Source organism: Bifidobacterium mongoliense DSM 21395, from assembly GCF_000741285.1.
Lineage (GTDB): Bacteria > Actinomycetota > Actinomycetes > Actinomycetales > Bifidobacteriaceae > Bifidobacterium > Bifidobacterium mongoliense.
Genome location: NZ_JGZE01000012.1, coordinates 12,214 through 38,896, shown reverse-complemented (window position 1 = coordinate 38,896; position 26,683 = coordinate 12,214). Strand labels below are relative to the sequence as shown.

18 protein-coding genes are annotated in these 26,683 nt (G+C 64.4%); 13 read left to right on the top strand and 5 right to left on the bottom strand.

Features of this window, described 5'->3' with window-relative positions:
• Nucleotides 1-210 precede the first annotated feature (210 nt).
• The gene (locus tag BMON_RS05600; RefSeq protein WP_051917929.1) at nucleotides 211-1,974 is read right to left on the bottom strand and encodes a glycoside hydrolase family 32 protein; all 1,764 of its coding nucleotides are present in this window, start codon (nucleotides 1,972-1,974) and stop codon (nucleotides 211-213) included.
• Nucleotides 1,975-2,598: 624 nt separating this feature from the next.
• Here BMON_RS05600 and nrdJ point away from each other — a divergent pair.
• Genes nrdJ through BMON_RS05585 form a run of 3 tightly spaced genes read left to right on the top strand, consistent with a single transcriptional unit; the run spans nucleotide 2,599 to nucleotide 7,936 of the window.
• On the top strand, nucleotides 2,599-4,848 hold the full coding sequence (gene nrdJ / locus BMON_RS05595; protein ID WP_033512826.1) for a ribonucleoside-triphosphate reductase, adenosylcobalamin-dependent: 2,250 nt from the start codon (nucleotides 2,599-2,601) through the stop codon (nucleotides 4,846-4,848).
• A 47-nt stretch (nucleotides 4,849-4,895) separates the two neighbouring features.
• The gene (locus tag BMON_RS05590) at nucleotides 4,896-5,990 is read left to right on the top strand and encodes a hypothetical protein (RefSeq protein WP_152595770.1); all 1,095 of its coding nucleotides are present in this window, start codon (nucleotides 4,896-4,898) and stop codon (nucleotides 5,988-5,990) included.
• Nucleotides 5,969-7,936, top strand: a complete 1,968-nt coding sequence (locus tag BMON_RS05585; protein WP_033512822.1) for an ATP-binding cassette domain-containing protein — start codon at nucleotides 5,969-5,971, stop codon at nucleotides 7,934-7,936. Before BMON_RS05590 ends, BMON_RS05585 begins: the two co-directional genes overlap by 22 nt.
• Before the next feature lie 139 nt (nucleotides 7,937-8,075).
• Here the strand turns inward: BMON_RS05585 and BMON_RS05580 are convergent, their stop codons facing one another.
• A complete protein-coding gene (locus tag BMON_RS05580) occupies nucleotides 8,076-8,303 on the bottom strand; it encodes a hypothetical protein (protein ID WP_156098622.1) in 228 nt (75 codons plus the stop codon).
• 78 nt (nucleotides 8,304-8,381) lie between these two features.
• Here BMON_RS05580 and BMON_RS05575 point away from each other — a divergent pair, with 78 nt between their 5' ends.
• Together BMON_RS05575 and BMON_RS05570 are read left to right on the top strand one after the other, a co-directional pair.
• Nucleotides 8,382-8,951: an ECF transporter S component gene (locus BMON_RS05575; RefSeq protein WP_081882923.1), complete on the top strand. Its 570-nt coding sequence runs from the start codon at nucleotides 8,382-8,384 to the stop codon at nucleotides 8,949-8,951.
• A gap of 10 nt (nucleotides 8,952-8,961) precedes the next feature.
• The gene (locus BMON_RS05570) at nucleotides 8,962-9,501 is read left to right on the top strand and encodes a cob(I)yrinic acid a,c-diamide adenosyltransferase (protein WP_033512820.1); all 540 of its coding nucleotides are present in this window, start codon (nucleotides 8,962-8,964) and stop codon (nucleotides 9,499-9,501) included.
• 118 nt (nucleotides 9,502-9,619) lie between these two features.
• On the opposite strand, the gene BMON_RS05565 is transcribed toward BMON_RS05570, so the two are convergent.
• The gene (locus BMON_RS05565; RefSeq protein ID WP_161786333.1) at nucleotides 9,620-11,854 is read right to left on the bottom strand and encodes a transglutaminase domain-containing protein; all 2,235 of its coding nucleotides are present in this window, start codon (nucleotides 11,852-11,854) and stop codon (nucleotides 9,620-9,622) included.
• 209 nt (nucleotides 11,855-12,063) lie between these two features.
• Here BMON_RS05565 and BMON_RS10580 point away from each other — a divergent pair, with 209 nt between their 5' ends.
• Nucleotides 12,064-12,528 carry a metalloregulator ArsR/SmtB family transcription factor gene (locus tag BMON_RS10580; RefSeq protein ID WP_202805451.1) on the top strand — a complete coding sequence of 155 codons (465 nt, stop codon included), beginning with the start codon at nucleotides 12,064-12,066 and terminating at the stop codon, nucleotides 12,526-12,528.
• Nucleotides 12,528-13,481: a cation diffusion facilitator family transporter gene (locus BMON_RS05555; protein ID WP_033512816.1), complete on the top strand. Its 954-nt coding sequence runs from the start codon at nucleotides 12,528-12,530 to the stop codon at nucleotides 13,479-13,481. The genes BMON_RS10580 and BMON_RS05555 overlap by 1 nt, the downstream gene beginning before the upstream one ends.
• 62 nt (nucleotides 13,482-13,543) lie before the next feature.
• Here BMON_RS05555 and BMON_RS05550 read toward each other — a convergent pair whose 3' ends face one another.
• Entirely contained in the window at nucleotides 13,544-15,781 is a 2,238-nt protein-coding gene (locus tag BMON_RS05550) for a hypothetical protein (protein WP_033512814.1), read from the bottom strand.
• Nucleotides 15,782-15,997: 216 nt separating this feature from the next.
• Here BMON_RS05550 and BMON_RS05545 point away from each other — a divergent pair, with 216 nt between their 5' ends.
• On the top strand, nucleotides 15,998-18,181 hold the full coding sequence (locus tag BMON_RS05545) for a maltotransferase domain-containing protein (protein ID WP_081882921.1): 2,184 nt from the start codon (nucleotides 15,998-16,000) through the stop codon (nucleotides 18,179-18,181).
• Nucleotides 18,182-18,293: 112 nt separating this feature from the next.
• Nucleotides 18,294-18,785: an inorganic diphosphatase gene (locus tag BMON_RS05540; RefSeq protein ID WP_033512812.1), complete on the top strand. Its 492-nt coding sequence runs from the start codon at nucleotides 18,294-18,296 to the stop codon at nucleotides 18,783-18,785.
• A gap of 274 nt (nucleotides 18,786-19,059) precedes the next feature.
• Here BMON_RS05540 and BMON_RS05535 read toward each other — a convergent pair whose 3' ends face one another.
• Nucleotides 19,060-19,857 (bottom strand): hypothetical protein, encoded by a 798-nt coding sequence (locus BMON_RS05535; RefSeq protein WP_033512810.1) that lies wholly within the window; start codon nucleotides 19,855-19,857, stop codon nucleotides 19,060-19,062.
• A gap of 352 nt (nucleotides 19,858-20,209) precedes the next feature.
• Here BMON_RS05535 and BMON_RS05530 point away from each other — a divergent pair, with 352 nt between their 5' ends.
• From BMON_RS05530 to valS, 4 genes are all read left to right on the top strand, one after another.
• A complete protein-coding gene (locus tag BMON_RS05530) occupies nucleotides 20,210-21,046 on the top strand; it encodes a winged helix-turn-helix transcriptional regulator (protein WP_051917927.1) in 837 nt (278 codons plus the stop codon).
• 9 nt (nucleotides 21,047-21,055) lie between these two features.
• Complete coding sequence (nth, locus tag BMON_RS05525; RefSeq protein WP_033512808.1) at nucleotides 21,056-21,721, top strand: endonuclease III; 666 nt, start codon at nucleotides 21,056-21,058, stop codon at nucleotides 21,719-21,721.
• 19 nt (nucleotides 21,722-21,740) lie between these two features.
• Complete coding sequence (locus BMON_RS05520; protein WP_033512806.1) at nucleotides 21,741-23,273, top strand: ABC transporter substrate-binding protein; 1,533 nt, start codon at nucleotides 21,741-21,743, stop codon at nucleotides 23,271-23,273.
• A gap of 178 nt (nucleotides 23,274-23,451) precedes the next feature.
• Complete coding sequence (valS, locus tag BMON_RS05515) at nucleotides 23,452-26,349, top strand: valine--tRNA ligase (protein WP_033512804.1); 2,898 nt, start codon at nucleotides 23,452-23,454, stop codon at nucleotides 26,347-26,349.
• The last annotated feature ends 334 nt before the right edge of the window (nucleotides 26,350-26,683 follow it).

Below are 26,683 nucleotides of genomic sequence, written 5' to 3'. Positions count from 1 at the left end.
TGTGATGCCATGATGCGGCCGAGATCCAGCCCGGGAAAGCCCGGGCCGCCGAGCGGTAGGTATGCCATGGTGAGACGCCGCAGCGCGGTGGCGACATGCACGGCGCAGTTGAACATGCAGCACAGTTGAACATGCATTCAGTTGAACTTGCACAGCGCGGTCACAGACAACACCAAATCGACGGCACGCTCGGCGATACGGCCCGCAAAATCAGCGGAACGACGAAGAGGACGACGAGAGGGACGGGACTGCGAAGGGCATCGGCGACGACATCGGCGCCCATGAGGCGGCATGCGGGTCGCGGATGTCGTTGAACTCATAGGTCAGGCGGGTCGGTGTGTCGCTGCTCACCTGGATGCGCGTGTGGTCATCGGCCGTGTACCGCGCCATCGAGTAGGATCGGCCGCTGCTTTCGACGTAGAACTCGACGCTGCTCTGATCCTGCACGATATGGAAGGTGAGTCGCTGCGACGCGACGACACCGCTGGAAGCCGCTATGGACTTTTCGTATTCGCGCGACCCGCCGCTGTCACCGATACGGCTCGTCTCCCGCGTCACCTCGTATGCGCCGGTCGCCGCGACGTACCGTATCGTCTCCGTCGCATCCCGGTGCAGCAATCGCACGGTGATGGTGCCGCTCAGCGCGCCGCCGCCATCGCCATGGCCATGGACCCTACTCCAGCCGTCGCCGGCATCGCCGCCGCCATCGCCATCCCCACCCTCACCCGGCGTGAACGTAAGCACGGTGTTCTGCCTGGTCGATCTGCTCACGTCGAGCATCGTGTGGCGACGCCCGGTGCTCGATGAGATGCCGGCCACGGCGCCTTGGTACAGGGCCTTGGGCTCGATGATCGTGTTGACCAGAGAGTAGTCGCCGGGCTTGCCAGCCAGAGTCAGATGGTGCGCCAGACTCAGCGAACCGAGTTTGTAGACCGGTCCGTGGTCGTCGCTGATCGGCTTGTCCGAATACCCCCAATTGCCCATCCAGGCGAGGGAGGTCAGGAGCGTATCGCCGTTCTGCATGACGTTGGCGCCGTAGTAATCGGACCCGTCGTCCACGCGCGACGGCCGCTGCTCGGGTACGAACACATGGTGGCCGTCCAGATGCCCGACCATATAGTAGGTGCCCGTCGTCTGACCGTACCGATAGCCGTTCGCACCGAAGAACAGTATGGATTTGGTCTCGCCGGTCCGCGGGTCGCGCAGGGTCTTGAGATTCGGACATTCGATGAGGCCCAGGTCACCGTCCTCCAAACCGAGGTCGGCCAGCGCGCCATCGTCGAGCATGGGGGCGCCGACGTGATGGAACCCTACGCCGTCGGCGCTCTCATACGTGCCGATCCGGTCGCCCTCCGCCAGATACATGACCAGCGTCTTCGACCGCGCGTCGTAGGTGACGTATGGGTCCCGGGCGTTGGTCTCGGCGTGGGGCGCGCTCATCACCGCGGTGTCGCGATACGGCAGGAAGGTCCTCCCCTCGTCGCGCGAGTAGGCGACGAACTGCCGCTGCACGCCGTCGATGTAACTGGTGAAATACGCGACCAGGGCGGTGCGGGGCAGATCGGCGAAGAATCCGCTCTCGTTGGTGATGACCGACCCGGTCGCCATCCATTGCCACACGCCGTTGAACTTCGGTATCGATACGCCGACATCCGTATAGTGCACGAAATCCCTCGTCTTGACGTGGTACCACTCCGTGCCGTCGCCGTCGTGCCGGTACCGGGCGTTGCGCAGGTAAAGGAAGTGATAATACCCATCGCCGCCCTTCCAAATGGTCTGTACGTCGTTCATGAACCCCTGCGAGGTCTGGTAATGGTAGGCCTGGTCGAACTGGCTCGTGGTCATGCCGCTCACTGCCGTCGTTGCGGATCGCGGGTCGCCGGAACCCGCGGCGACGGCCCGTCGAGGCCAACCGGCACCGATGACGAGTGCCGTGGATGCGGCGGCGGCCACCACGAGGGCGAGCCACCGCATGCCGTGTCGCCTCGCCCTCGCCATGGCCGTCTCAGGTCGTGCCGTCCCCGCCAGGCCGCCGCCGTTGCAGGCCGACCCATCCGCATTGCCGCAGTTCGCATATCGTTACGCATGTGCACCCCCGTAACCTCATCGTTACCGCCACTGCTTCGTACACGGCACACGATAAAGAGTCAACCGGTTGACGTCAAATGACGCGAACGCGCTCCATAATCGCCTGCGCCTCACCGACGCATCCGACGACGATCCCTCGCACCACGCCGGTCCACTCCCCATCATGACATTCCTCACATATCGCCTTGTCGTCCGCATCGTGTCGCCTTGTCGCCTGCTGCGCGACTTCGACCCGCGGCACCGCACAAGGGCGCCACGGCCCATCGCACCATCGCTACGGCACGCGCGGGGAGATGCGAAGACACGCGGGGGCGCCGTTGCCGACGCTCCGTTTCGGCGTTGCCCATGGCCGCGCATGCTCGGCGGGAGAGCGGCTGCACCCATCCCCAGCCCGTATAACGAACGACGCGAGAATGTCAAATCAACTACATGTTGCATTAATTGATGAAGTTACTACTATATCTAGTGGTTTTGTATGATATGTAGCGGTTACTAGGGAGAAACAGGACAATGAACGATCAGCCAGTCATCACGCTTGACGATGACACCATCGCACAGGTGCGCCAGGACGTGCAGCCGCATTGGGGCCCGCTCGGATGGGTGACCTACAAGCGCACCTACGCGCGGTTCCTCGACGAGGAACACCGCACCGAGGACTGGGAGGAGACCGTCAAGCGCGTCGTCGAAGGCAACATCAACCTTGACCCACGGCTGCACGACATCGACCCCAACGCCGTGAGCGAGGATGACCGCAAGATCGTCGACGGCCTCCAGGACGAAGCCAAGCGGCTGTACTCCCTGATCTACGGTCTGTCGGCAACGCCTTCTGGACGCAACCTGTGGGTCAGCGGCACCGACTATCAGCGGCGCCACGGCGATTCCCTCAACAACTGCTGGTTCGTTGCGATCAGGCCGCAGCCCTATGGGAAGTCGGCCCTCGTGCCCGACTACCTCGAGGCCAAGCAGCCCGCGGTCTCCATGCCCTTCGCCTTTATGTTCGACCAGCTCATGAAGGGCGGCGGCGTCGGATTCTCCGTCACCCGCGATAACACCTCGCGCATACCCGCGGTCGCCCGCACCACCGATCTGACCATCGTCATCGACGGCGCCAATGGGTCCGCCGAGGAATCACGCGCCTCGGGTGCCGTGGACCGCGACGAGTGGCTCGCGCAGCGCAAGGCCTCCGGCACCGACAGCGCACGGTCCCCCTTCTTCTCCACGATTCCCGACACGCGCGAGGGCTGGGTACTGGCCCTCGCAGCTGTCATCGATGCGCACTTCGGCTACTTCAACGGCGACGGATCCTCGCTCGTGCTCGATGCCTCCGACATCCGCCCACGCGGTGCACGCATCCACGGCTTCGGCGGCACTGCATCCGGTGCGGCGCCCCTGATCGAGATGCTTCGCGACGTGAACGAGACGCTGAACGCCTCCCTCGGGCGCGGTCTGAGCGCCGTCGACGCCACCGACATCGGCAATCTCATCGGCAAGGCGGTCGTGGCCGGCAATGTGCGCCGTTCCGCCGAGCTCGCCTTGGGAGATTGGGACGACGAGGGCTTCGTCACGATGAAGCAAGATCAGACCAAGCTCTATCACCATCGCTGGGCCTCGAACAACTCCGTGGCGGTCTCCGGCGACCCCGAGCAGTACGAACGCATCGCCGACGCCATCCGCACCAACGGCGAACCCGGCATCGTGGACCTCGACCTCTCCCGGCACTACGGCCGTCTGGCCGACGGGCGTTCCGAAACCAGCGACGCCCACGCCGAGGGCACGAATCCCTGCGGCGAGATCACGTTGGAGAACGGCGAGCCGTGCAACCTGTTCGAGGTATTCCCCAACATCGCCGAGCAGCAGGGCTGGGATCTCAACGAGGCCTTCTCGCTGGCCGCACGCTATACCAAACGCGTCACTTTCGGCAGCTACGACTGGGAGGTCTCGCGCAACGTCATCGAACGCAACCGGCGCATCGGCATCTCGATCTCCGGCATCCAGGACTGGTTCCTCACCCGCTTCGGCCACCGCGTGGTCGTCGGCACCGACGAGAACGGCCGGCCGCGGTACGACCAGAACGCCGTCACGGTGATGAATGGGCTCTACCAGGCCGTGGTCGACGCCGACAAGCGCTACTCCGCGGAACTCGGCTGCTCCCCCTCGCTCAAGCACACGACCGTGAAGCCTTCCGGCACCGTGTCCAAGCTGGCCGGCGTTTCGGAGGGCATGCACTTCCACTACGCCCCGTACCTCATCCAGCGCATCCGCTTCCAGGAGGACGACCCCCTGCTGCCCGCGCTCAAGGCCTGCGGCTACACCATCGAGCCCGACGTATACACCAAGCACACCATGTGCGTGGAATTCCCGGTGCGTGCGGCGAACGCCGACGCCAAGGACTTCGCCTCGGCGGGTTCGGTCTCGGCGCGTGAACAGCTGGCCACCCAGGCCTTCCTGCAGACCTATTGGGCCGACAACGCCGTGAGCTGCACCGTCACCTTCCGTGACGAGGAGAAGCCTTCGCTGCCCGCGGTCCTCAGCCAGTATGCCGGCTCCATCAAGTCGACATCGATGCTGCCGTACACCGGTTCGGGCTTCAAGCAGGCTCCGAAGGAGCCGATCAGCAAGGCTCAGTACGAGGAGATCCTCGCCCGGATCAGCGGCGATGCCCAGGAGGTGTTCGCCCGGATGAACGGCAACACGGACCTCAAGGATCTCGAACTCGTGAACCAGACCGACTGCGCCGGCGGCGCATGCCCGGTGCGCTGAGTCACTGACGAAAGACCGTTGAACCCATGGTGAAGGCGTGCCGCCGCATGCGATTGTTCGGCAGGACCGCCTTCACCAGGCTGTCGCTTGCAGCAGTGCTCTGGCACCATGTGGCGGTGCTGGTCGCCGGCGGCACCAACGGATCCATCAGGCTCGGCCTGTGGATCATGCTTCTGCTCGTGGCACTCGAACTGGCGTTCGGAGCACTCCGACGTCTCCTTGTCGGCCTGTGGACCGGTGCCTCCATGGGGTTGTTCATCGTGATCTTCACGGCGATATTCCACACCCAGGGTTCGGTCAGACTATTCACCATCCACGGATGGGGGCCGACGAGCGAGGCCCTGTACGCCGGCGCGCTGAACGCGATCTCGTTCATGATCCTCGTGCTCACCGCCCTCTCGCAGACCCGTAATGACACAGGCGTGATGACCGCCGTGTCCTCACGACGCGCGCCCCGTCTCGTGCTCACCATGGGCATCTGCATGGCCATGATTCCCGCGCTCATGTCACGCTTCGCCTCATTGTTCCCGCTCGCCCGGCGTGCGGTCGAAACCGGTGCGATTGCGATTGGTGCCGACGCAATCGGTGTGGGCCCAGTCGGTGCCGGCGCAATCGGCTCGACCACGACCGGTACGGTGTCGCCGGACCCGATGTCGATGGGAGCCGCCGCGTCACAATCGTCCGATCCACGGCGCGGGAACCCGACGGGGCACGCCGTCATGCGGCGATTGGTGCTCCTGCGGGCATTGCTGTACGCCATGTTGGCCGAGACGATGGAGGATGCGTCGTCGAAGGCCGCCGCGTTGACCATCGCGACCGCCCATACGGGTGATTCCGCTGACCCGGGCGATACCGGTAACTCCGAGTCCGGTAACGCCGGTAGCGCCCCAAGCGCCAACTCCGCCGCCGACGCGAACAATCCGTACGAATCCGCCGCACCGATCCGTACGGGCAGGTTCCACGACGCCCGAAACCGGCGGTCGTGGCGCTTGATCGTCTGGTCCGCCGCCATGCTCGCCGTACTGCTTATCCATCCGTGGGGGATGTACTCCCCCGTCATGTTCCTCGTGGCGTTCCTCATCGTCACGTTGCCGTATCTCCAGGAGGGAGGTGACCTGCTATGGTCGAGATTGCACGCCTGACCCATCTGCGCTTCACCTTCGCCGAGGATCCCATGATGGCCGCTTCCGAGACCGGCACATCGACCAACGGCGCTGACGCCGCAACCGCCATCATCGCCACCAACGATCACTCCGATCTGGGCGATCCCCATTCCCCGACCCTGGCCCCGGAACCGCAAACGGAACCGGAACCGGGGCCGGGGCCTGAACCGGCATTGGACGACATCGACCTGACCATCGACGCCGGCGAGTTCGCTATCATCTCCGGTTTCACCGGCAGTGGCAAAACGACACTGCTGCGCCATCTCAAACCGGAGCTGTTCCCGTCAGGCGAGCGCGGCGGCAGCATCGAACTGTTCGGCGGACCGGCGAACGCATGTCTGGGATCGACGGACATCGGATACGTGCCCCAACGCACCCAGGACGTCCTTGTCGCCGCCACGCTGCGCGACGACCTGGCGATTCGGCTCGGCAACGGCCCGACAATGCACGGACGGTCATGGCACGGGCGCTCGTCGGTGGATCGATCATCAGTGGATCGGTCGGCGGTAGCGTTGCAGGCGAACGACATCATCGGATTCCTCGGCATCGCCGCGCTCATCGATACGCCGATCGCCGCGCTCTCCGAAGGGCAGCGCCAGCTGGTGTGCCTGGCGGCCATACTGGCCACCCGCCCGCGGCTCCTGCTGTTGGATGAACCGACATCGGGTCTCGATGCGGTCACCCGCCAACGCACCCTCGACCTCTTGCGTCGACTCAACCGCGACGCCGGCATGAGCATCGTGATGGCCGAGCACCGTCTCGATGGCCTGTTGGATACGGCCACCCACCTCATCGCGATGCGACGCGGCCGCATCGTGGCGGACGGGACGCCTCGCGAGGCCGTCACGATGCTGCATCGGACACAGGAGTGCCGCGATCTGATCCCCGACGTGCCCCGGCTGTTCCTCGATGCGCGAAGCGGCGCCGGCGCCATGCCGTCGGCGCGGGGTTCGGACACCGTTACCCCGTTGCCCATGACCGTCGCGGAGGGCCGTGCCGCACTGGCTGAGCTGCCGGCGGCCGTGCCGGCGCACGGGCGGGCTTCGACCGCCACGGAAGGCTCATCCCCTCGCCGCGACGACGATACCGCGGTCGGAAGGCACCCACATTCAATCCGCACATCCCCCGTACCCTCGGCGACCCCCGCGACTACGGCTACGCCTGCACTGCGCATTCACAACGTGAGCTATACCTACCCGAACGCCCAGGCACCCGCGGTGCGCGATGTCAGTGTGGACGCCCGATTCGGCCAGATCATTGCGATCAGCGGACAAAGCGGCAGCGGCAAAAGCACGCTGCTGGACATGCTGTTCGGCACCACACGCCCCCAGTTCGGGACGATCTCGCTATGCCCCGAGGCACGGGGCGGGGAACCGATGGACCGCCCGAACGGTCGACGCCCCGGCATCGGCGACATGCTGCGCCGAGTGTTCGGACGGCCCGCGAGGGTGAGACCATCGAGGAGCGCGGGGCTGGTGGGCTACGTGCCAGCCGACGCCCGGGCCGTGCTTGAGCTGCACGCCGGCATGGACCCCTACGACCTCTCGCGCCAGCGGATCATGGCATCCAGTCTGGGCGAGCAGCAGCTCGCTGCGGTCCGTCAGGTGTTGAATGAACGACGTCCGATCACCCTGCTCGACGAGCCGACGAAGGGCCTCGATGCCCCGGCATCGGCGGAGGTCGGCCTGGCGATGCAACGCCGTGCGGCACAGGGTGGACTGGTCATCTTCTCCTGCCACGATTCGGAGTTCTGCGTGAGGTACGCGACCATGAACGCCGTGCTCATGAACGGCGAACTCGTGGCCTATGACACCCCCCGGGCCATCATCGCACGACAGGACTATTCGACCACCGGCGTGCACCGATTGCTGCGGGAGCGCGATCCGGAGGCCCTCGTGCCGGAGGATACCGGGGTGGGGCCGTGACCCCATGAACCCGGAACAACGTGTCGCGATACCCATCGCGACCATAACGCGCCTGCCGACGCATCAGCGCCGACGGGCCATACGAATGAATAAGAGGAATGAAGGAATCCATGAACACCACACCAACATCCGACATGCATCACACCGGGACCACCGGCGAATCGGCCGGCGCGCCGACTCCCGACGCCACACCCGAAGTGGCGGCCCGAAGCGCGGCGGAGGCCTCCCCCGCATCCGTCGTATCGGCGAGCTCGGCCAAACCGGCCGGACGGCTCACGGCCTGGATGGGCGGCGTCATCGGGTTGTGCCTTCTGTTGCTCATGATCCAATCGGGTTTGGGCGCGAACAACCTGTTCGCTTTCGCCACGGCGGTCGCCCCCATGATCGTGGCAGCGGCGTTCTGGGTGATTGAACGCGGTCTGCCCGGGTCGGCTCGCTCGGCGAGATCACTGCGAGCGCGGCGTTCGCCGCCTTGGCCGTCGTCTCCCGCATCGTCAAACTGCCGATTCCCGACGTCGAACTCACAAGCTTCATCGTGATCCTCGCGGGCCTCTCGCTTGGCGCGGAATCCGGATTCCTCATCGGATCGCTCACCGCTCTCATCTCGAACATCTGGCTCGGCCAGGGCGCCTGGACACCGTGGCAGATGCTGGCCTGGGGCCTGATGGGTGCCGCCGCCGGCTGGATTCGCCATACCTCCTGGAGCCGTAATCGCATCGTGATGGCCCTGTGGGGCATCGCATCGGCGTTCGTCTACGGTTGGATCCTCGACATCTGGACCTGGCTGGCCTACACCCGCATCTACACGGTTCTGGCGTTCTTCGGCACGCTCGGCGCCTCCGCACCCTTCGACGCCATCAACGCCGCCTCGACCGCGGTGCTGCTGCTGATCGCCACACCGTGGGCCGTGGATCTCATCCAGCGCACCCTGCATCGCGGTGCGCTGAACACCGCCACCTCCACGGCATCACCTACCGCATCCAACGCCGGCACAAACGGCGTAGCGACGCACTGAGGTCGGCACCATGAAGATCTACACCAAGAAGGGTGACGGCGGCCAGAGCCGTCAGATGGACGGTCATTTCATCTCCAAAACCGACCCGCAGATCCTCGCCGTCGGCGCACTCGACGAGACGCAGTCGTGGCTGGGTCTCGTGATCGCCGACCTCTCGGAACAGACCGTCGGCATGCGCGATGACCTGCAGCATATCCAGCGATTGCTGTATCGGTTCCAGGCCGACGTGAGTATCGACGGCAGCGCGAACATCCACGATGACGACGTCATCCAGCTTGAGACGTCGATCGATCGGATCATGGCGCAAGTCGACCGCATCCGTGCGTTCATACTGCCCGGTGGCGGCCATACGGGAGCCCAATTGCAGGTCGCCCGGGTGCTGGCCCGCCGAGCGGAACGCGCCTGCGTGGCTCTGCACGAGGCACGACCGGAATGGGTGCGACCCGAAGGGCTGCGTTTCATCAACCGGCTGTCGGACTACCTGTTCGCCATGGCGCTGCTCGCGAACCATCTGGACGGGGTGGCCGAGACCCCCGCGAAGGAATCCTGACGGGTTCGCGGTTCGCACGGTCGTTGCGCGAGCTCCCGTTGTCATTGCCACAAGGCCAACGGGAGCTCGCGCAATCCTGACCACCGATCCGTCTCACCGAGAATCAGGGCGATCGCATTCAATTGTGGTAGCGGTTGACGAAACTCGAATCGGGTATGTGCGTCGATAGATACCGGTCATCCTTGAGCGAGAGATTGAGGTATGCGTTGGGATTCGCGTCGGAATCGTTCCATGTGGGATCCACCATCTTCCACTCCCGGTTCACCTTCACATAATTCCAGGCGTGCATCCCACCACTGGTCTGCCCGGTGATGTAGGCGCTCTCCAAACCCGATTGGGAAGCCAGCAACTGGAACGCCGAGGCGTAACTCGCGCAGACCCCCTTGCCTTTGAGCAGCACGCCCTCAGGTTTCCATGCATACCCGTAGTTGAGGTCCATGTCGTCTTTGGCCTTAATCGCCTCACGTGAATCCTGGCCCTGCTGGTCCGCTATCGCCTCAGCGGCATTCTTCTTGTCCAACGCCTCATAATCATACTGTGCATGGTCCGCGATATAGCGATTGATGGCATCCACCTTCTTTTCGTCTCCCATGCCGTCCTTGATGATTGCTTTCTTGATTGCGCCGACTTTGGAGATCAGGGTTGTGGTCTGCTTCAGCGCATCCTTGAGGTCGCCATAGCGCAGCTCCACCAACTTTTTGGATGGCGAATAATAATAGGAAATCACCGCCGGAAGGATGGGGTTGCGCTGTCGGACCAAGTCCATCGCCTGCCTCAGGACGCCGTCATCCCCGACCTCGGGGAAGGCCTTGAGATCGAGATATTCCTTGCCTGCCGCCATGTTGGCCCCGAGGTATTCCTCAAGCGCATTGTCGGCCTCGACGACGTAATCCGTGGATGGTATCGAATCCGAATACGCGTCTTTCTTGGTCGCGACAATATTTCGAGTCTCCATGGGGGTGACGGTCTGCACCGAACCCGTGGCCCGCGCGGCCAATGCCTTGCGATTATGGTCGGCGAGCTTCCCGCGGTAGTCCTTCGACGACGCCCTGACATAGAATTCGTCGGTCAGCTCCGTGCCGATGACACGAAATGGAATCTTGACCCATTCGGTTCCATCCTGACGATGGACATACAGCTTCGCCCCTTCCTCATCCAAGTGGACCGGGAATCTGCGTATCATGCCATCGGCCATGGTGACCGGATAGGTCACCGGGACATCATCGATGGTCCTTGGGGACAGGATGTTCTCCTTCTTGAGCGTCTCACCGGCCCGCATCAACGGAATCTTGTAGGCGATGTCGCGTCCGAGGATGTGATCGCTCTCAAAGGAGGGGACGTAGTCGTCGTCGAGGGCGAGGACGAACAGTTCATAATCCCTCAGCTTGCCGTAATGCTCCTGCTGCCACAATGTTCCGCTAGTGCCGTCGGCCAGGTCATCGGCCCTGACGCTGGCGGCATCGAGAGAGGATCGGTTCCTATCGCTGGTCGTCCACGATGTCGCGGTCGTGGAGGCCAGCATCCTGCGTGAAGTGGCGGTGGTGGTCACGTCACCGTCGCGATTGGGCCACTTCTCCGCACCTCCGATACCCACCTGCATGATGACATAGCCTGCCGCGCCACGCACCGGCTTCCAGCTCAGGGTGAGGTTGCCGTCGTCGCCGATCCGCATGGTGGTCGACGGGCGTGCCAGCTGTCCACTCGAGGGCTTGATCCTCATGAGGTGCACCAGCGGCTTCTTCAACAACTTCCCGGTCTTCAGATCGTTATACTGGGCCAGATACAATATCTCGCGCGTACCCCACCGGTTGCCGCTGGACAGCTTGAGCCGCAGGATCTTCCCTTGGTCGTCTCTCTGTACGCTGCCGTACTCGTCCGTCCACCTGACCTCTTCGTCATACTGTTCCTTGGGGGATATTGTCAGCGTGCCATCGCTGCGGATACTGGCCGTCGAATACACCTGCTCCACCGTGTGCAATTCAGGGTCGCGATAGAGCACGAATGGCGTTGCTCCGTGTGACTTACGGAACCATGGCTCGTAGGTGACGGATGAGTCCATGTCGGCCAGTTTGAAGGTGGTACCTTCGCTCTGACCGAGGACGATCTCCTTGTTGGCGACATCGTAGGGCTGTGAGGTGGCGTATTTCTTCCGAGCCGAGGCGACGCTCTCACCGACTTCCTTAGGCTGCTCGGCGGATTTCGCACCGCAGCCCCCGGCGAACACCAGCACCACCGCCAGCACCGCAGCCCAGATGGCATGGCCGACAATCCACCGGTGATGGCGAACCACCGTGATATGTTTCTCGGCCATCTCGAACGGGAATCCGGTTTCGGTCACCATCGTGTGCTTCATGGTCATCACCCCGCAGTACGTCATAGTGCTCTCGGCTATCGCGCCCGCCGTCAACAGGTTCCCAGCGCAGTCCCCTCACTGCAGACAATGGGCATATGCCATGCCCCCAGATTATGGGACGGCAAGGATAATTCCATCTTGCATTGGTTTCTTGAATAGATAGTCGCCAAGCGATATCATCGTGGTATGACGATGATTAACGACGATATATCCGCTGCCGCGAGCGGAGGATCGAACCCCTCCCCCGACACGGCCCATCAGCCGGTCAGGCGCTCACATCGGCACCTACCGGACCTGTCTCACGCACGACCGATACGGCGGCCGGCCCCAACCCCACCACAAGGAACCTGGATGACTCCTACGGCGCCGTCGCCGGGCTCCTGCGGTCGCTGGCCGATCCCACTCGTCTGCGTCTGCTCGCCCACCTGAGCCTGGGCGAACACCAGGTGGGTGAACTGGTCGACCATATCGGACTGGCGCAGTCGACCGTGAGCGTGCATCTGACCAGACTCAAATCGAGTGGGATTATCACCAAGCGAATTGAGGGCCGCGCCTCGTATTACGCCATCCGCGACCCCGAAGCGGTCATGCGCATCCTCGCGATGGCCCGCACGCTGCTCGCGCACCAGCCCGCCGCCGCGGCCGCCGAACCCATGACATCGCGGGAGTCCTGATGCACACGCACACGCCACGTTCGACGCACGACACCACAACTGACGACAACGACAGCACATTCACCGCGAGCCTACGCAGGCAGCGCCGTCGCCTGACGCTCGCGTTCGCCATGACCACGACGATCATGATCGCGCAGATCGTCGGCGTCGCCCTGACCGGCAGCCTCGCCCTGCTGACCGATACCCTGCACATGCTCGTGGATTCATCGGGCCTGTTCATGGCGTTGATCGCCGCCCATCTCATGGGTAGCAGGCCCTCGGCGAGAAGAACATGGGGCATGCGCCGCATGGAGGTGCTGACAGCGCTGTTCCAATCCAGCCTGCTCCTGGCAGCAGGTGCCTATGCGATCATCGAAGGTATCGGACGTCTGGTGTCACCGCCGTCGGTGCCGTCGAACGAACTGGTCGTCTTCGGCGCAATCGGCCTGGTGTGCAACGTGACTTCGGTGTTCATCCTGGCCGGAGGCCGCGCAGAGAGCATGAATCTCCGCGCGGCGTTCCTCGAGGTGCTCGCCGACACCCTGGGATCGGTAGGCGTGATCGTGGCGGCCATCGTCATCACAACCACCGGATGGGAACAGGCCGATCCGGTGGCGGGACTCTGCATCGCCGCGCTGATCATCCCGCGGGCCATCCACCTGCTGCGCGAGACCCTGCACATCCTCATGGAGTACACACCCGAAGGACTCGACCTGGAGGAGATCCGGCGACGGATCCTCGCCGTACCCCATGTGACGGCGGTGCACGACCTGCACGCCTCGACCATCGCCTCGGACCTGCCCACCATTTCGGCCCATGTGACGCTGGCGGACCAATGTTTCCGTGACGGCCATGCACCGATGGTCCTGGCCCGGATTCACGAACTGCTCGACCACGACTTCGGGGTCCACCACACCACGATCCAGCTGGAGGACCCATCGGCGCAACGCTCGGAGAGCGAACTGCACCGATAGCCTCCACTAGTGGATCACCAGTCAGTGGCCCAACCGGTCGCGCGTTCACGCGCTCCTACGCGTCACTTCGAACGCCGCCGAATCACGGCCAGCATGCATCCTCCCGTGACCACCGCCGCTATCCCGATCACCGTGAGCGGTGTCATGGCCGAACCGGTATGGGCCAGCTTCGGCCGCTCGAGCACCGGTTTCGCCGGCTCCTCTACGGTCACCACCTCACCGGGGACACCCAACGCATGGGTGGCGAGGACATCGCCATGAGGGCCGATGACCGACGCCTTCCAATAGACCAGACCAGGTTTCGACGACTTCACCTTCGACGACACCACCTCCTGTTCGGCCTTCTTGTGGTCGACGGCCACACGATCCCGGTCTAACAGTTTGGGACCCGTGCCTGGCGTCTCATCCTTGTCGACGGCCTCGTAGGCCGTGAACTCGACATGGGCACCATCCTCAAGATCACCCTTCACGATGGCCGTATCACGGAACTCCTCATCAACCTTCACCGTGGCCGGGTCGACCTTCGTCGTAATGCTGGGGGCCCGAGGCGAAACGACCTGTTCCACCCGTGTACGTTCCCATGCATCGTCATAGGCACTGGTCGCAGGCATGACCCGGTCATCGCCGGTGAAGGACCATACGAAGACATACCAGCCGGGCCGGTCCGCCTTGATGGAGACCGGGTTCCCGTGGGCGTCCTTCGCCCCGGCCCCCACCTTGATGACCCCGTTCTTCGCGGGGTAATCCCACTGTCCGATCAGCCGGTGGTGTTCGTCCTCCTTCGGCTCTTCGGCCCCCTGAGGCCGATACCGTTCGTTCTGAGCCGCATCACCTTCGTCGCCCGCCCACCACACTCTCATCTGCGCCAACGGCACATCGGCCATGAACCCGAACTTCTCGTCCCCGGAGAACAGTCCGTGATCATCGGGGAATCCTGATACCGTCACGGTGTCACTCAACTCGGAGCCCACGGTCGCGCTGTGCTCCGTGACCGTGGATGTGACATGCAGCGGTCCCCGATGCGTGTTGGTTTCGGTGGCGTCCGGGAATCCGGTGACGACGTCGGCCGTCACGAATCCTTTGGCACGCTCGCTCTGCCGCTCACGCTCGAAAGCCCACACCCACGTGCCGAACCCCGAGGATTCAGGTGCCCGGTATGGCTCACCCCCAGGCTTCGTCACCGCGCGAACCTCGGCCTGTTGACCCGGGCCGGTGAATCGCGCCGTGCCGTAGGCGGCCGGCCGATGCCCATGATCCTGCAGCCGACGCAGGAACTGGGATGCGCTTTCCCGGGCGAGCGGGGCCATCGGCTGGCTGAGGGCCGCGGCATCCAGACGGTCGAAATACCAGCCGCTCGCCACCAGTTCCAGATCCGGCACCCAATGGTCCTCGGCACCGCGCACACCGGATCGCACCACATCGTCCACCATGCCACCGGCATCGGCCACTTTGGGCTTTACTTCGGTGCTCAGCGAGGGCACGAACTCCTTGCGTACCGAGAAGTTGACGCCCCTGCCTCCGACCTGACGGCCGCCCGACAACCGAATGAAATCCTGTCCGCTCGCCACATGCTCCAAGCCCTGTCGCAGGTAGGTCACGGTCGCTTTCACCTCACCCGATCCGGTGGCGCGCCAGGCATGTGAGACGACCCCGGTACCGGACGCGCCCGATATGCTCGCCTGGCCGTTGTCGAACACCGCCGGCCCCTCGAGCGTGACCGTATACCGTTCGCCTGTTGCCGGCGCTCCGGACGCCTCCTTCACCTCGATATCGACCACGCCGCGGCGCAGCCCCTCGACCATGCGCACCGATGCGGCGGCCGACACCGGCAAGCGATCCGACGCCTCCTTCCACAACGCCTGTGCCCGGGCCTCCAACTGCGGGTAGGCCTTGACGATGACCTCACGGTGCCTCCGCCAGACTTCCGGATGCTGGTCGTATCGGTCATGGGTGAGCACTCCGATGGCCGCCTGGGCCTCACGGTCGACGCTCTCGCGATAGTGCTCCATCAGCCACGCCAGGCGGCGCGCATCCTCGGTGTCATCCATCGACGAGGTCCCTGTCACCACATAGTCGACCGGCACTCCCGCTTCGATGCAGTAGTAGTGGGATCCCCGCGGGTCAACGGCCACCACACCGATGAACAGCTGCTCTCCGTCGACCCGATAGGTCAGATATTGGTCCGGCTCGGCCAGTTTCAAATCGGCCGCGTGGGCCGTCACCGGGGAGCCGACGGCCATCAGCACCGCCGCCATCAGGGCGATCAGCGCGACGACACGATTGCGTAACACCGCTTTCATGGTTGTCCTTCCGTCATCGATACGCACCGATCCAGCGCCGCCGCGTATGACCACGAGCCTGACACGCGGACCACGCCCCACGGGGTCAGCACCGAATGCTGTGGTCGAAGGGTCTACCTGGCGTGTCGGGCGGAGTGCCATCAGGCGCCGGCACATCGAGGCCGCCCCTTGGCCCGATATACGCCGATACCGAGCATCAGGCCCTACAATGGCTATATGGCAGCGAAAAGAAGCGCCAGTGGGCGCACACACAGCATGCACACGTCACATAGAACACGGCGGCCAAAGAAGGACGCCGTACAGGGACCAAGCGCCGGCTTCGTCGCCGACAGCCCCGCACTCAGCCTCGCCATTCACGCACCCGGCCAGTTCGGCAGGGTGGCGATCATCGACATCACGCCCCAGGCCGAGGATGGTGTCTTCCCCATGCGCGTCGAACTGGGAGAGACCTTCGACGTCTCCGCCCAGATCTTCACCGAAGGCCGGTCCACCATCGGCGCCGACGCGGTGTTGCGCACTCCGCATGGCCGCATCACGCAGCGGTTGCCGATGCACTGCGTCAATCCGGGTCTCGATCGTTGGTCGGTGCAGCTGCAGGCCGGGGAGCACAGCGATGCGAAGCCATGGCAGAGCGACTGGCCCTCGATCAAACGCCAACTGGGCAACTGGAGCCTGACCATCGAGGGATGGCGTGACGTCTACGCCTCATGGCTGCACGATGCGCGCATCAAAGTGGCGGCCCGCGACGACATCGAAAACACGTTGCAGACCGGCGCCACCATACTGCGCCGTTGGGCGCAGAGCACCGACTCCGGCCTGCACGCACGCAATCGCCGGGTATTGGAACGAGCCGCGGAAACCGTCGCCGACTCAGGCCAGGACGAGAACGCCCGTCTGGCTGCGGCCGACACCCCGGTCATCGAACAGCTGCACACGACGCATCCGTTGCGCGAGGCAGTGTCGACGGTCAGCAGGCCGGTTCATGTGCAACGCCCGAAATCGAGCTTCGCCGCGTGGTACCAGTTCTTCCCCCGTTCCGAAGGGGCCCATCTCGATCCCGAGACCGGCGAGATCGTGCAGGGCACCCTGCGCTCTGCGGTCTCGGGCTTGGAACGGGCCGCCAAAGAGGGTTTCGACGTGGTCTATATTCCGCCGATTTTCCCCATCGGCACCACGAATCGCAAGGGGCGCGACAACGCCCTCACCGCCGGCGCGCACGACCCCGGCTCACCGTTCGGAATCGGCTCCGAACTCGGCGGCCACGACACCGTGGATCCGCTGCTCGGCACCATGGACGACTTCAAGACGTTCTGCCGCCGCGCGCATGAGCTCGGCCTTGAAATCGCGCTGGACTTCGCCCTGCAGTGCTCGCCCGACCACCCCTGGGTCAAGGAACACCCCAACTGGTTCCTGCACAAGCCCGACGGATCGATCGCCTTCGCCGAGAACCCGCCCAAGAAGTATCAGGACATCTACCCGATCGACTTCAACGAGGACATGGCGGGCATCGAACGCGAAACCGAACGCATCATGGGCCTGTGGATCGATGCTGGCGTGACGATCTTCCGCGTTGACAACCCACACACCAAGCCCGTGAGATTCTGGCAGGACGTCATCGCAGCCGTCACACGCAAGCACCCCGAAACCCTGTTCCTGGCCGAGGCCTTCACGCGACCGGGCATGATGAGGGCGCTGAGTTACGCCGGATTCACGCAATCGCACTGCTATTTCCCCTGGCGCAACAGCAAGAGGGATCTGAGCGATTACCTACCGCTGACCAACGGCGATGCGGCCTTCTACCAGCACAACACCTTCTGGCCCACCACCCCCGACATCCTCACCGACTACATCCGGGATAACGGTGTCGCCGGCCACGCGATACGAGCGGTCCTCGCCGCGATGGGATCGCCGTCATGGGGCATCTACAGCGGCTACGAGCTCATCGAGAACCGTCAGCGGGCCGGCTACGAGGAACAGGCCGGCAACGAGAAATACGAAGTCAAGGTGCGCGACTGGAGCAAGGCCGAAGGTTCCGGCATCGCCGAGCTGCTCACTTCGCTCAACGCAATACGCCGCCGGCACCCCGCAACCACCAGCTATCACAATCTCAGCGTGCTGCGCACCGACGACCCGAACATCATCGCCTTCTGCCGTCACACGCCCGCCGAATTCACGGCGACGGGCAAACCCGACACCCTGGTGGTGGTGGTGAACCTCGATGGCCACAACGCCCATCAGTCCATGGTCCATCTGGAACTCGGCGACTACGGCCTGCCGACCGACCAGGCGATACCCATGCATGACGAGTTGACGGGGCGTTCGTTCCAGTGGGGCTGGGATAACTTCGTGTCACTGGCGCCCTGGTGCGACGTGGCGCATATCCTCAGCGTCGAATACTGAGCGTCCCGGCCTCATCCACGCGCTCCTTCATCACCCCGCAGTGGGCCGGAACGGGTATGCTGGAGGCCAGGGCGGTACCAGCCCGATATCACAGTCGTCAAGGAGTTATGAAATGGCAGAATCGTTCAACGTCGTCGTCGAAATACCGCGGGGTTCGAAGAACAAGTACGAGATCGACCACGAGACCGGCCGCATCTTCCTCGATCGCACGCTCTTCACGTCCATGGGTTACCCGGATGACTACGGCTACATCGACGGCACCCTCGGTGAGGATGGCGATCCGCTCGACGCACTGGTCATGATCCCGGATTCGGTGTTCCCCGGATGCATCATCTCCTGCCGCGCCGTGGGCCTGTACCACATGGTCGACGAGGCTGGCGGGGACGACAAGGTCCTGTGCGTGCCCGACGATGTGCGGTATGCCGACATCAAGGACATCGATGACGTCAGCGAATTCCACAAGGCGGAGATCAAGCACTTCTTCGAGCAGTACAAGGCGCTGGAGCCCAACAAGAAGGTCGAGCCCGGTGACTTCTGGGCCGGCGTCGACAAGGCCGAACAGGACATCAAGGAAGCCCGCGAGCGCCTCGCCGCACAGCACTAAGCATCACCCCGACCGCGACGATGCGCATGCCGGTCGGGCATAGTTGGCGTGCATCATCTCCATATCATGATGGCCCGGATCGATTCGCTCGATCCGGGCCATCATGCGTCATCCGATGGCGCTCCGGGTCAGACGCTCCGTTCGGGCCAGACGCCCAACGCGGACGGTCACGACGGAACAACGCGACGGCCGGTCACGGCAAGGTCATCCACGGCACGAGGTCATCACGGCGACCGGCCGCTCGAAGGCCCCCCTCCCGGTCGCAAGCTCGCCCTCAGGCAATCACCAGCAGACCGGCCGTGGCGAGGAACGGCAACAATCCGGCGCACATCATCGGCAGGAGACCGAATCCCAACCAAGCCAGAGACGTCCTTGGTCCATGACTCACCCACGCCCACCAGCGGCAGGACGCCACGAACAGGGCCACCGCCATCAGCACGACCAGGATCGACCACAGCGCCACCGGGAGCGTGGCGAACCCGATCTGGGTGGAACCGTTCACACTCGCGGTATGCCATGCCGGCCAGAACCGTGCGACCACGACCCAACCGCCCAGCGAAATGGCCGCGATGCCACCCAACAACGAAGTCGACAGGAACCGGATGAGGTGATCGCGCCGCTCACGTGCCATCTGTCGAATAAAGCCGATGACGACCAACACGACGGCCATCACGATGAACGCGAACGCCCAGAATCCAACCATGGTATCGGCGAACCACACCAGTGCGGGCGCCACGGGTCCCCACCCGGCATTGCGCGGACCCGGGCCCGCCAAGCCCTGTCCGGCCCCCGCCCAGGATGCGATGCCTATCGACACCAGTCCGAACACGGCGGTCGTCACACGTTCCGCCAGACCGGCACGGGGGCCGAACGTCTCAAACGGCCAACCCACCACGAAGACCGCCAGTATCACCACGGCGATCACGCTGACGCCCAACTGCGGCAGTACACCCCACCAGCAGGCGGCCAGTGCGGCGCACATCAGCGCATAGGCGACAATCTGAGCGGCGACCATACGGCCCCACGGCCGTCCGGGACGCGAAGCCTCATCGCTTCCAGCCATATCCGTCATGCGCCATCCCCTTTGTCGTCAAGGCCCACTTGACGCCCGGCGACGTGCCGCCCGGCGTCATGCATGCCTTCAATCTAACCCCACATACCCCCACACGCGCCGGGCCGAGTGCCGCGGGGATCATGACACACATGCGACGGGGGAATACGAGCCGGCGCCGGGTAGGCGCAGGGTCGGTGCAGAGTAGGCGCAGGGTCGGTGCAAGTTCACCCCAAATTCCGCGCAAGGCCAACACAGGGCCAGTGCGGAGCCCGCACAAGGTCGGTTGCATAACCGAGATGCAATCATCGGGACCGGCCGGTTGCGGCACGGCTGTACACTGGTGTCCATAAGGCTTGGAGAGAGGAGCTACGTGACCGATCTTACGCTGATGACGTCAGCGAGTGACCCCGCCTCCGTGCTGCCTTCGCTTGCCCTCCTGTCGCACCGTGTACGCGTGCTGCCCATGGATGCCGCAAGCCTGGTCAAGATGCCGGAGAACACCATTCTTTTCCTCGACGCCCGAGACGATCTCGCCATGGCGAAGACCTTGTGCCGCCTCGTTCAGGCGACCGGACTGAGCACCCCCATCATGCTGATTCTGACCGAGGGCGGCTTCACGGTGGTCAACCCACAATGGGGCGTGGCCGACGTCGTGGTGACGAGCGCCTCCCCCGCGGAGGTCGAAGGCCGACTGCGGATGATCGCCGACGGCGGGACGCGTCAGATGACGGCTCCACTGCCCGGCGACCAGCCGGCGCAGCGCGATGCGGACGGACACATTCGCAGCGGCGATCTCGTGGTGGACACCGACGGCTACACCGCGAGCCTGCACGGCCGCCCGATCGATCTGGCCTATAAGGAATTCGAGCTGCTCAAGTACCTCATCCTGCACCCCAACCGGGTCTTCACCCGAGCACAGCTGTTGCAGGAGGTATGGGGCTACGACTACTACGGCGGCACCCGAACCGTGGATGTGCATATCCGCCGTCTGCGCGCGAAGCTCGGCGGCGAATACGAGCACATGATCGGCACCGTGCGCAATGTCGGATACCGTTTCGACCCGCCCGAGCCGCCAGCCGAGCAGGAGACGCACGAACCGGAGTCGGACGATGGCGACGCCGAGGGCCGACGGGCCAGCCGCCGAGCCAGCGACGCGGCCCAGGCATCTGAAGGCCACGCGGCCTCGGCCGATACGAAGACGAAGTAGGCGGCAGGTATGCCACGCGAATCACGGCGTCATCGTCTGGAACGCATGCACGCCGAATACGATCTGCTGTGCGAGGCCATCCCCACCCCGGCCTGCGCCCTGCATTTCAAGACGCCGTTCCAGCTGCTCATCGCGACCGTGCTCAGCGCCCAGACGACCGACGTCCGGGTCAATTCGGTGACGCCCGAGCTCTTCGACCGCTACCCCACGCCGGCATCGCTGGCGGCGGCCGACCCGGAGGCAGTGGAGGACATCATCCATCCGCTCGGGTTCTTCCGCTCAAAGAGCGCCCACATCATCGCGCTCTCACATGATGTGCACACCCGGATGCACGACGCCGTGCCCCCTTCGATGGACGATCTGGTCACGCTGCCCGGTGTGGGGCGCAAAACCGCCAATGTCGTGCTCGGCAACGCCTTCGGCATCCCCGGATTCCCGGTCGACACCCACGTGATGCGCGTCACCGGCAGATTGCGGTGGCGCACCGACTGGCGTTCCACCCACCCCGATCCGGTGGCGATCGAACGCGAGATCACGGCCTGCTTCCCTCCCGAGACCTGGACAAACCTCTCCCACCGGCTGATCCTGCACGGTCGGGCGGTATGCCACGCACGTAAGCCCGATTGTGCGAACTGCCCACTCAACGCCACCTGCCCCAGTGCAGCGCTGTTCTGAACGACGAAGGTGAGGCATCATGGCACAGCATCAAGGTCGTAGTCCATGGCGGTGGGCCATCTTCCTGGCCGTGGCCGTATCCCTCTTCGCCCTCCTGTGGGTCGCATGGTCGCTGGCCGATCGCCACGTGCCGGCACCGTGGGGCGAGGACGTGCGTTCGGACAGCACCGTGGCCGTCGGGCTGCGCGATGCACCGAAATCACTGGATATCCGCACTGAGCGCGATAGGCCAGTAGGCCAAGCCTTGCTCGACAACGTCTATGAGACCCTCGTGGGCGTCGATGGCCGCAATCGGCTGCACGCCTCGCTAGCCTCATCGTGGAAGACATCGAGCGACGGCCTGACCTACACCTTCACGATGCGCCGGGCCATCACCTTCTCCAACGGCGACGCGCTCGACGCCTCCGATGCCGTGTGGTCGCTGCAGCAGGCGATACAGCAGCACCGCCCCGGCGTCGAGACGCTGGGCAAACTCACGAACGTGGCCAACCCCGACGCCCATACGCTCGTCCTCACCTTGGGAGAGCCCAATCCACGGCTCCTGCGTGCGTTGAGCGGCCCGATCGGGATCGTCTTCGATCGTGATGCGACCATCAACTACACCTCCCAGGCCATGGGTTCGGGGCCCTTCGTCGTTGCCGCATACACGCCGGGATCCTCGATCACCCTGCGCCGCAACCCCAAGTATGCCGGCCCCGACCCCGCCTCATCGCAGGTGACGCTGCGCTATTTCGCCACGGATGACGCCGTCGCCGCGGCCTTGCACAAGGGTGAGATCCAAATGGGTCTGCCCGACACCATCGATCTCGAACGGCTGCGGGGTAACGACTCCTCGCTGTCCATCGCCCAGGACAACGGCACGAGAACCGTGCTCATCGGATTCAACGCCGACCCCTCCTCAATCTTTTCCGACCAGCGCGTCCGTCAGGCGACCCGCCATCTCATCGACGTGCCGGCGGCGATCAACGGCAGGCATGATGTCGCGACTCGGCTCGGGGGGCCGATCGGACCGCTCGAGCCCGGCTACGAGGATCTGACCGGTCTGTTCCCCCACGACAGCGCGGAGGCCCGCTCCATGTTGTCCTACTTCTCCTCGCAGTATCTGGGCACCGTCGTGTTCCTCGTGCCGCAGGAGTATCGCGATCTCGGCGAAGCCCTCACCCAACAGTTGGAACAGGACGGCGCTTTCGGCGTCGATATGCAGGTCGTCGACGACGCGACCATGGCCACCCGCCTGACCGACGGCAACTACACCATCGCGCTCACCACGCTGGAGGGCGACGAATCCGCCGGGACCTTCGCCAACGCCGATTCGGTGTTCCGCTACACCAACGGCACCGCGCAGCGCCAATACCGCGATGCCCTGGCCTCGACCAACGACAAGGACTACCAACGCCATCTTCGGGAATTCGCAAGGACCGTGAGCCAGGACGCCGCCGCCGATTGGTTGTATGTGAGCAAGGACCAGGCTCTGGTGAAGTCACGGCTCGAGGGATACCAGGTCGCGATGAGCGGGGCCCGTCTGCGCGTCGAAAATCTGCAAGTGAAATAACGGTCGGCATGGCCGTCGCGATGGGCATGCCCATGCCGGTCGGATGGCGACGCGATGGCGGCACGTGGCTCACCCGGCTATGGTGGCCGAGCCGACGATCGTGATCAAGCCGGCGACGGCGCTGTCGGCTTGATCCGTGAGACACCGTATGTCACCGTTGGTTTCTAGACTGAAACCCATGACTGATCAGGATACAACCGGCAACACCGGTGCCATTACGGCGAATCTGAGCCCCCTCCCCGACAAGGTCGGGGTCGACGGCCTCGAGGATATCTGGCGTAAGAACTGGGACGATTCCGGCGTCAACGCATTCCAAGGCTCACGTGACCGCAAGGCGGTCTTCTCCATCGACACCCCGCCGCCCACCGTGTCGGGATCGCTGCATGTGGGACATGTCTTCTCCTACACCCACACCGACGTCATCGCGCGATTCAAGCGCATGCAGGGCTACGACGTCTTCTACCCCATGGGATGGGACGACAACGGGCTGCCGACCGAACGGCGTGTGCAGAACTACTACGGCGTGCGCGTGGACACCTCGCTCAAGTACGACCCCGACTTCAAGCCCCCGTTCGAAGGCACGACCGGCAAGAAGATCGAGGCGCGCGACCAGGTGCCGATCAGCCGCAAGAACTTCGTGGAGCTGTGCGAGCGGCTCACCAAGCGTGACGAGCAGCAGTTCGAGGAACTCTGGCGCGCGCTGGGCCTGTCGATCGACTGGTCGCAGACCTACCACACCATCGGCGAGCACCCGCAGCGCGTCGCCCAGAAGGCGTTCCTGCGCAATCTCGCCCGCGGCGAGGTCTACCAGCAGGACGCCCCCGGACTGTGGGACGTGACCTTCCAGACCGCCGTCGCGCAGGCGGAGCTCGAAAGCCGCGAATACCCCGGCTTCTACCATAAGATCGCCTTCCATTTCGAGGATGGCACCCCCATCTACATCGAGACGACGCGGCCCGAACTGCTCGCCGCCTGCACCTCGCTCATCGCCAACCCCGACGACCCGCGCTACCAGCCGTACTTCGGCAAGAGCGTCTACTCCCCTCTGTTCCATGTCAAGCTGCCGATCCTCGCGCATCCGGCCGCGGAGATGGACAAGGGAGCCGGCATCGCCATGTGCTGCACCTTCGGCGACGTGACCGACGTGCAGTGGTGGCGCGAGCTCAAGCTGCCCACCCGACCGATCATCCAGCGCAACGGACGCATCGTGATGTCGACACCGGATTGGATCACCGACCAGAAGGGCCGCGAGATCTTCGCCATGACCGAAGGCAAGACCGCCTTCTCCGCGCGCAAGATCATCGTCGAGCAGCTGCGTGACAGCGGCGACCTCGACGGCGAGCCCACGCCGACCAAGCGTATGACGAACTTCTACGAGAAGGGCGACAAGCCTCTCGAGATCGTGACCTCACGCCAGTGGTACCTGCGCAACGGCGGCACCGACGAGGCACTCAACGCCGAGCTCATCAAGCGCGGCAAGGAACTGCAGTTCCACCCCGACTTCATGCGCGTGCGCTACGAGAACTGGGTCCACGGCCTCAACGGCGACTGGCTCATCTCGCGCCAGCGCTTCTTCGGCGTCCCGTTCCCGCTGTGGTATCGCCTCGACGAGCAGGGTGAGCCGGATTACGAGCATCCGCTGACGCCGAACGAAGACGAGTTGCCGATCGATCCGACCAGCGACGTGCCGCACGGTTACGACGAGTCGCAGCGCGACCAACCCAACGGGTTCATGGCCGAGCATGACATCATGGACACGTGGGCGACCTCGTCTCTCACCCCGCAGATCGTGACCCACTGGGCCGAACCCGACGAGGCCAGCAAGGCCCTGTTCCAGGCGACGTTCCCCATGGATCTGCGTCCGCAGGGACAGGACATCATCCGCACCTGGCTCTTCAGCTCCATCGACCGCGCGCACCTCGAGAACCACTGCCTGCCGTGGTCGCACACGACCCTGTCGGGATGGATCCTCGACCCCGATCACAAGAAAATGTCCAAGTCCAAGGGCAACGTCGTGGTCCCCAACGAGCCGATCAAGAAGTTCGGCGCCGACGCCGTACGATACTGGGCGGCTTCGGCCAGGCTCGGCCTCGACGCGACCTACGACGAAGGACAGATGAAGATCGGCCGCCGCTTGGCCATCAAGCTGCTCAACGCGACGAAGTTCGCGCTGGCCATCGGGCGCGAGGACGATCAGCACCACGTGGCCCAGGCCGCGACGGCGCAATGGGACCCGCAGCAGATCACGGAACCGCTCGACCGCGCGGTGATGGCCTCCTTGGCCGCCGTGATCGACGAAGCCACCGAGAATCTCAATGCGTACGAACATTCCAAGGCGCTCGAAACCATCGAGACCTTCTTCTGGCGGTTCTGCGACGATTACATCGAACTGGTCAAGAACCGTGCCTACGGCACCGCCGACGCGACCGGTCATGTGCCCAGCGCCGAGGCGATCCAATCGGCTCGGACCACGCTGGGTCTGGGTCTGGACGCTTTCGCGCGTCTGTTCGCCCCCTACCTGCCGTATGCCACCGAGCAGATCTGGTCTTGGATGCACGCGCCGCAGGGCTCCGTGCACCGCGCCCCGTGGCCCACCTCGGCTCCTTACGCCCAGGCCGCGCACGGCACGGATCCGAATCTGCTGCTGTGGGCCGGCAACGCGCTGGCCGAGTTGCGCGGACTGAAGTCGCAGGCGAAGGTCTCCATGAAGACCCCGATTCTCCACGCGACGCTCACCGCGACCACCGATGGTGTGGAGGCGCTGCGTCAGGCGCTCGACGACATCGCTGAGGCCGGTCGCGTGACCGGTGAACTCGGGCTGGCCGAAGCTGGGGCTGGTGCGGGTGCTGTTGGTGCTGGTGCGACTGGCTCGGCTGGGGCTGCTGTGGCTGGCTCGACTGGCTCGACGTCGCCCGCGAACTCCACGCCCGGTGACACCACTGGCACAACCGGCACCAGCTCGGATACGACGACCGGCGCCGAGAGCGCCGGCGAGGTGCCCGAGTTCAGCGTCGGCATCGCCGATGATGCCGAGCTCGGCGAACCTCCGGCCAAGAAGCCGAAGCACAAGGGCTGAATCAGAAGCAACCGAAGAATCGGGTTTCCGAGGCGATGAGCCTTGGGAACCCGATTCTTCTAGGAAGTCGAGTTCCGGGGTTGCAAAGCTTTTAGGTTGCGACTCGCCGGGAGTCCGGAACGGGAGTCGACTTCTCCGGGGTGCCGACACCTCCGGGGTGCCGACACCTCCGGGGTGCCGACTCCCAGTTGTCAACTCTCCCAGTCCGGACTCCCCACGTCCCAACTCCCGCCCTCGACTCCTCTCACCCCCGACTCCTCGCGTCCCAACTCCCGGTTTTGACTCGCACAGTCGTCAACCCACGGGTCCGGACTCCTCAGGTCCGGGCTCCCGG

What these genes read in the sequence shown, in the direction of transcription:
- BMON_RS05600 (WP_051917929.1), bottom strand. Translation starts at nt 1,974, where the DNA reads ATGCGGTGGCTCGCCCTCGTGGTGGCCGCCGCCGCATCCACGGCACTC.
- nrdJ (WP_033512826.1), top strand. Translation starts at nt 2,599, where the DNA reads ATGAACGATCAGCCAGTCATCACGCTTGACGATGACACCATCGCACAG.
- BMON_RS05590 (WP_152595770.1), top strand. Translation starts at nt 4,896, where the DNA reads ATGCGATTGTTCGGCAGGACCGCCTTCACCAGGCTGTCGCTTGCAGCA.
- BMON_RS05585 (WP_033512822.1), top strand. Translation starts at nt 5,969, where the DNA reads ATGGTCGAGATTGCACGCCTGACCCATCTGCGCTTCACCTTCGCCGAG.
- BMON_RS05570 (WP_033512820.1), top strand. Translation starts at nt 8,962, where the DNA reads ATGAAGATCTACACCAAGAAGGGTGACGGCGGCCAGAGCCGTCAGATG.
- BMON_RS05565 (WP_161786333.1), bottom strand. Translation starts at nt 11,854, where the DNA reads ATGAAGCACACGATGGTGACCGAAACCGGATTCCCGTTCGAGATGGCC.
- BMON_RS05555 (WP_033512816.1), top strand. Translation starts at nt 12,528, where the DNA reads ATGCACACGCACACGCCACGTTCGACGCACGACACCACAACTGACGAC.
- BMON_RS05550 (WP_033512814.1), bottom strand. Translation starts at nt 15,781, where the DNA reads ATGAAAGCGGTGTTACGCAATCGTGTCGTCGCGCTGATCGCCCTGATG.
- BMON_RS05545 (WP_081882921.1), top strand. Translation starts at nt 15,998, where the DNA reads ATGGCAGCGAAAAGAAGCGCCAGTGGGCGCACACACAGCATGCACACG.
- BMON_RS05540 (WP_033512812.1), top strand. Translation starts at nt 18,294, where the DNA reads ATGGCAGAATCGTTCAACGTCGTCGTCGAAATACCGCGGGGTTCGAAG.
- BMON_RS05535 (WP_033512810.1), bottom strand. Translation starts at nt 19,857, where the DNA reads ATGACGGATATGGCTGGAAGCGATGAGGCTTCGCGTCCCGGACGGCCG.
- nth (WP_033512808.1), top strand. Translation starts at nt 21,056, where the DNA reads ATGCCACGCGAATCACGGCGTCATCGTCTGGAACGCATGCACGCCGAA.
- BMON_RS05520 (WP_033512806.1), top strand. Translation starts at nt 21,741, where the DNA reads ATGGCACAGCATCAAGGTCGTAGTCCATGGCGGTGGGCCATCTTCCTG.
- valS (WP_033512804.1), top strand. Translation starts at nt 23,452, where the DNA reads ATGACTGATCAGGATACAACCGGCAACACCGGTGCCATTACGGCGAAT.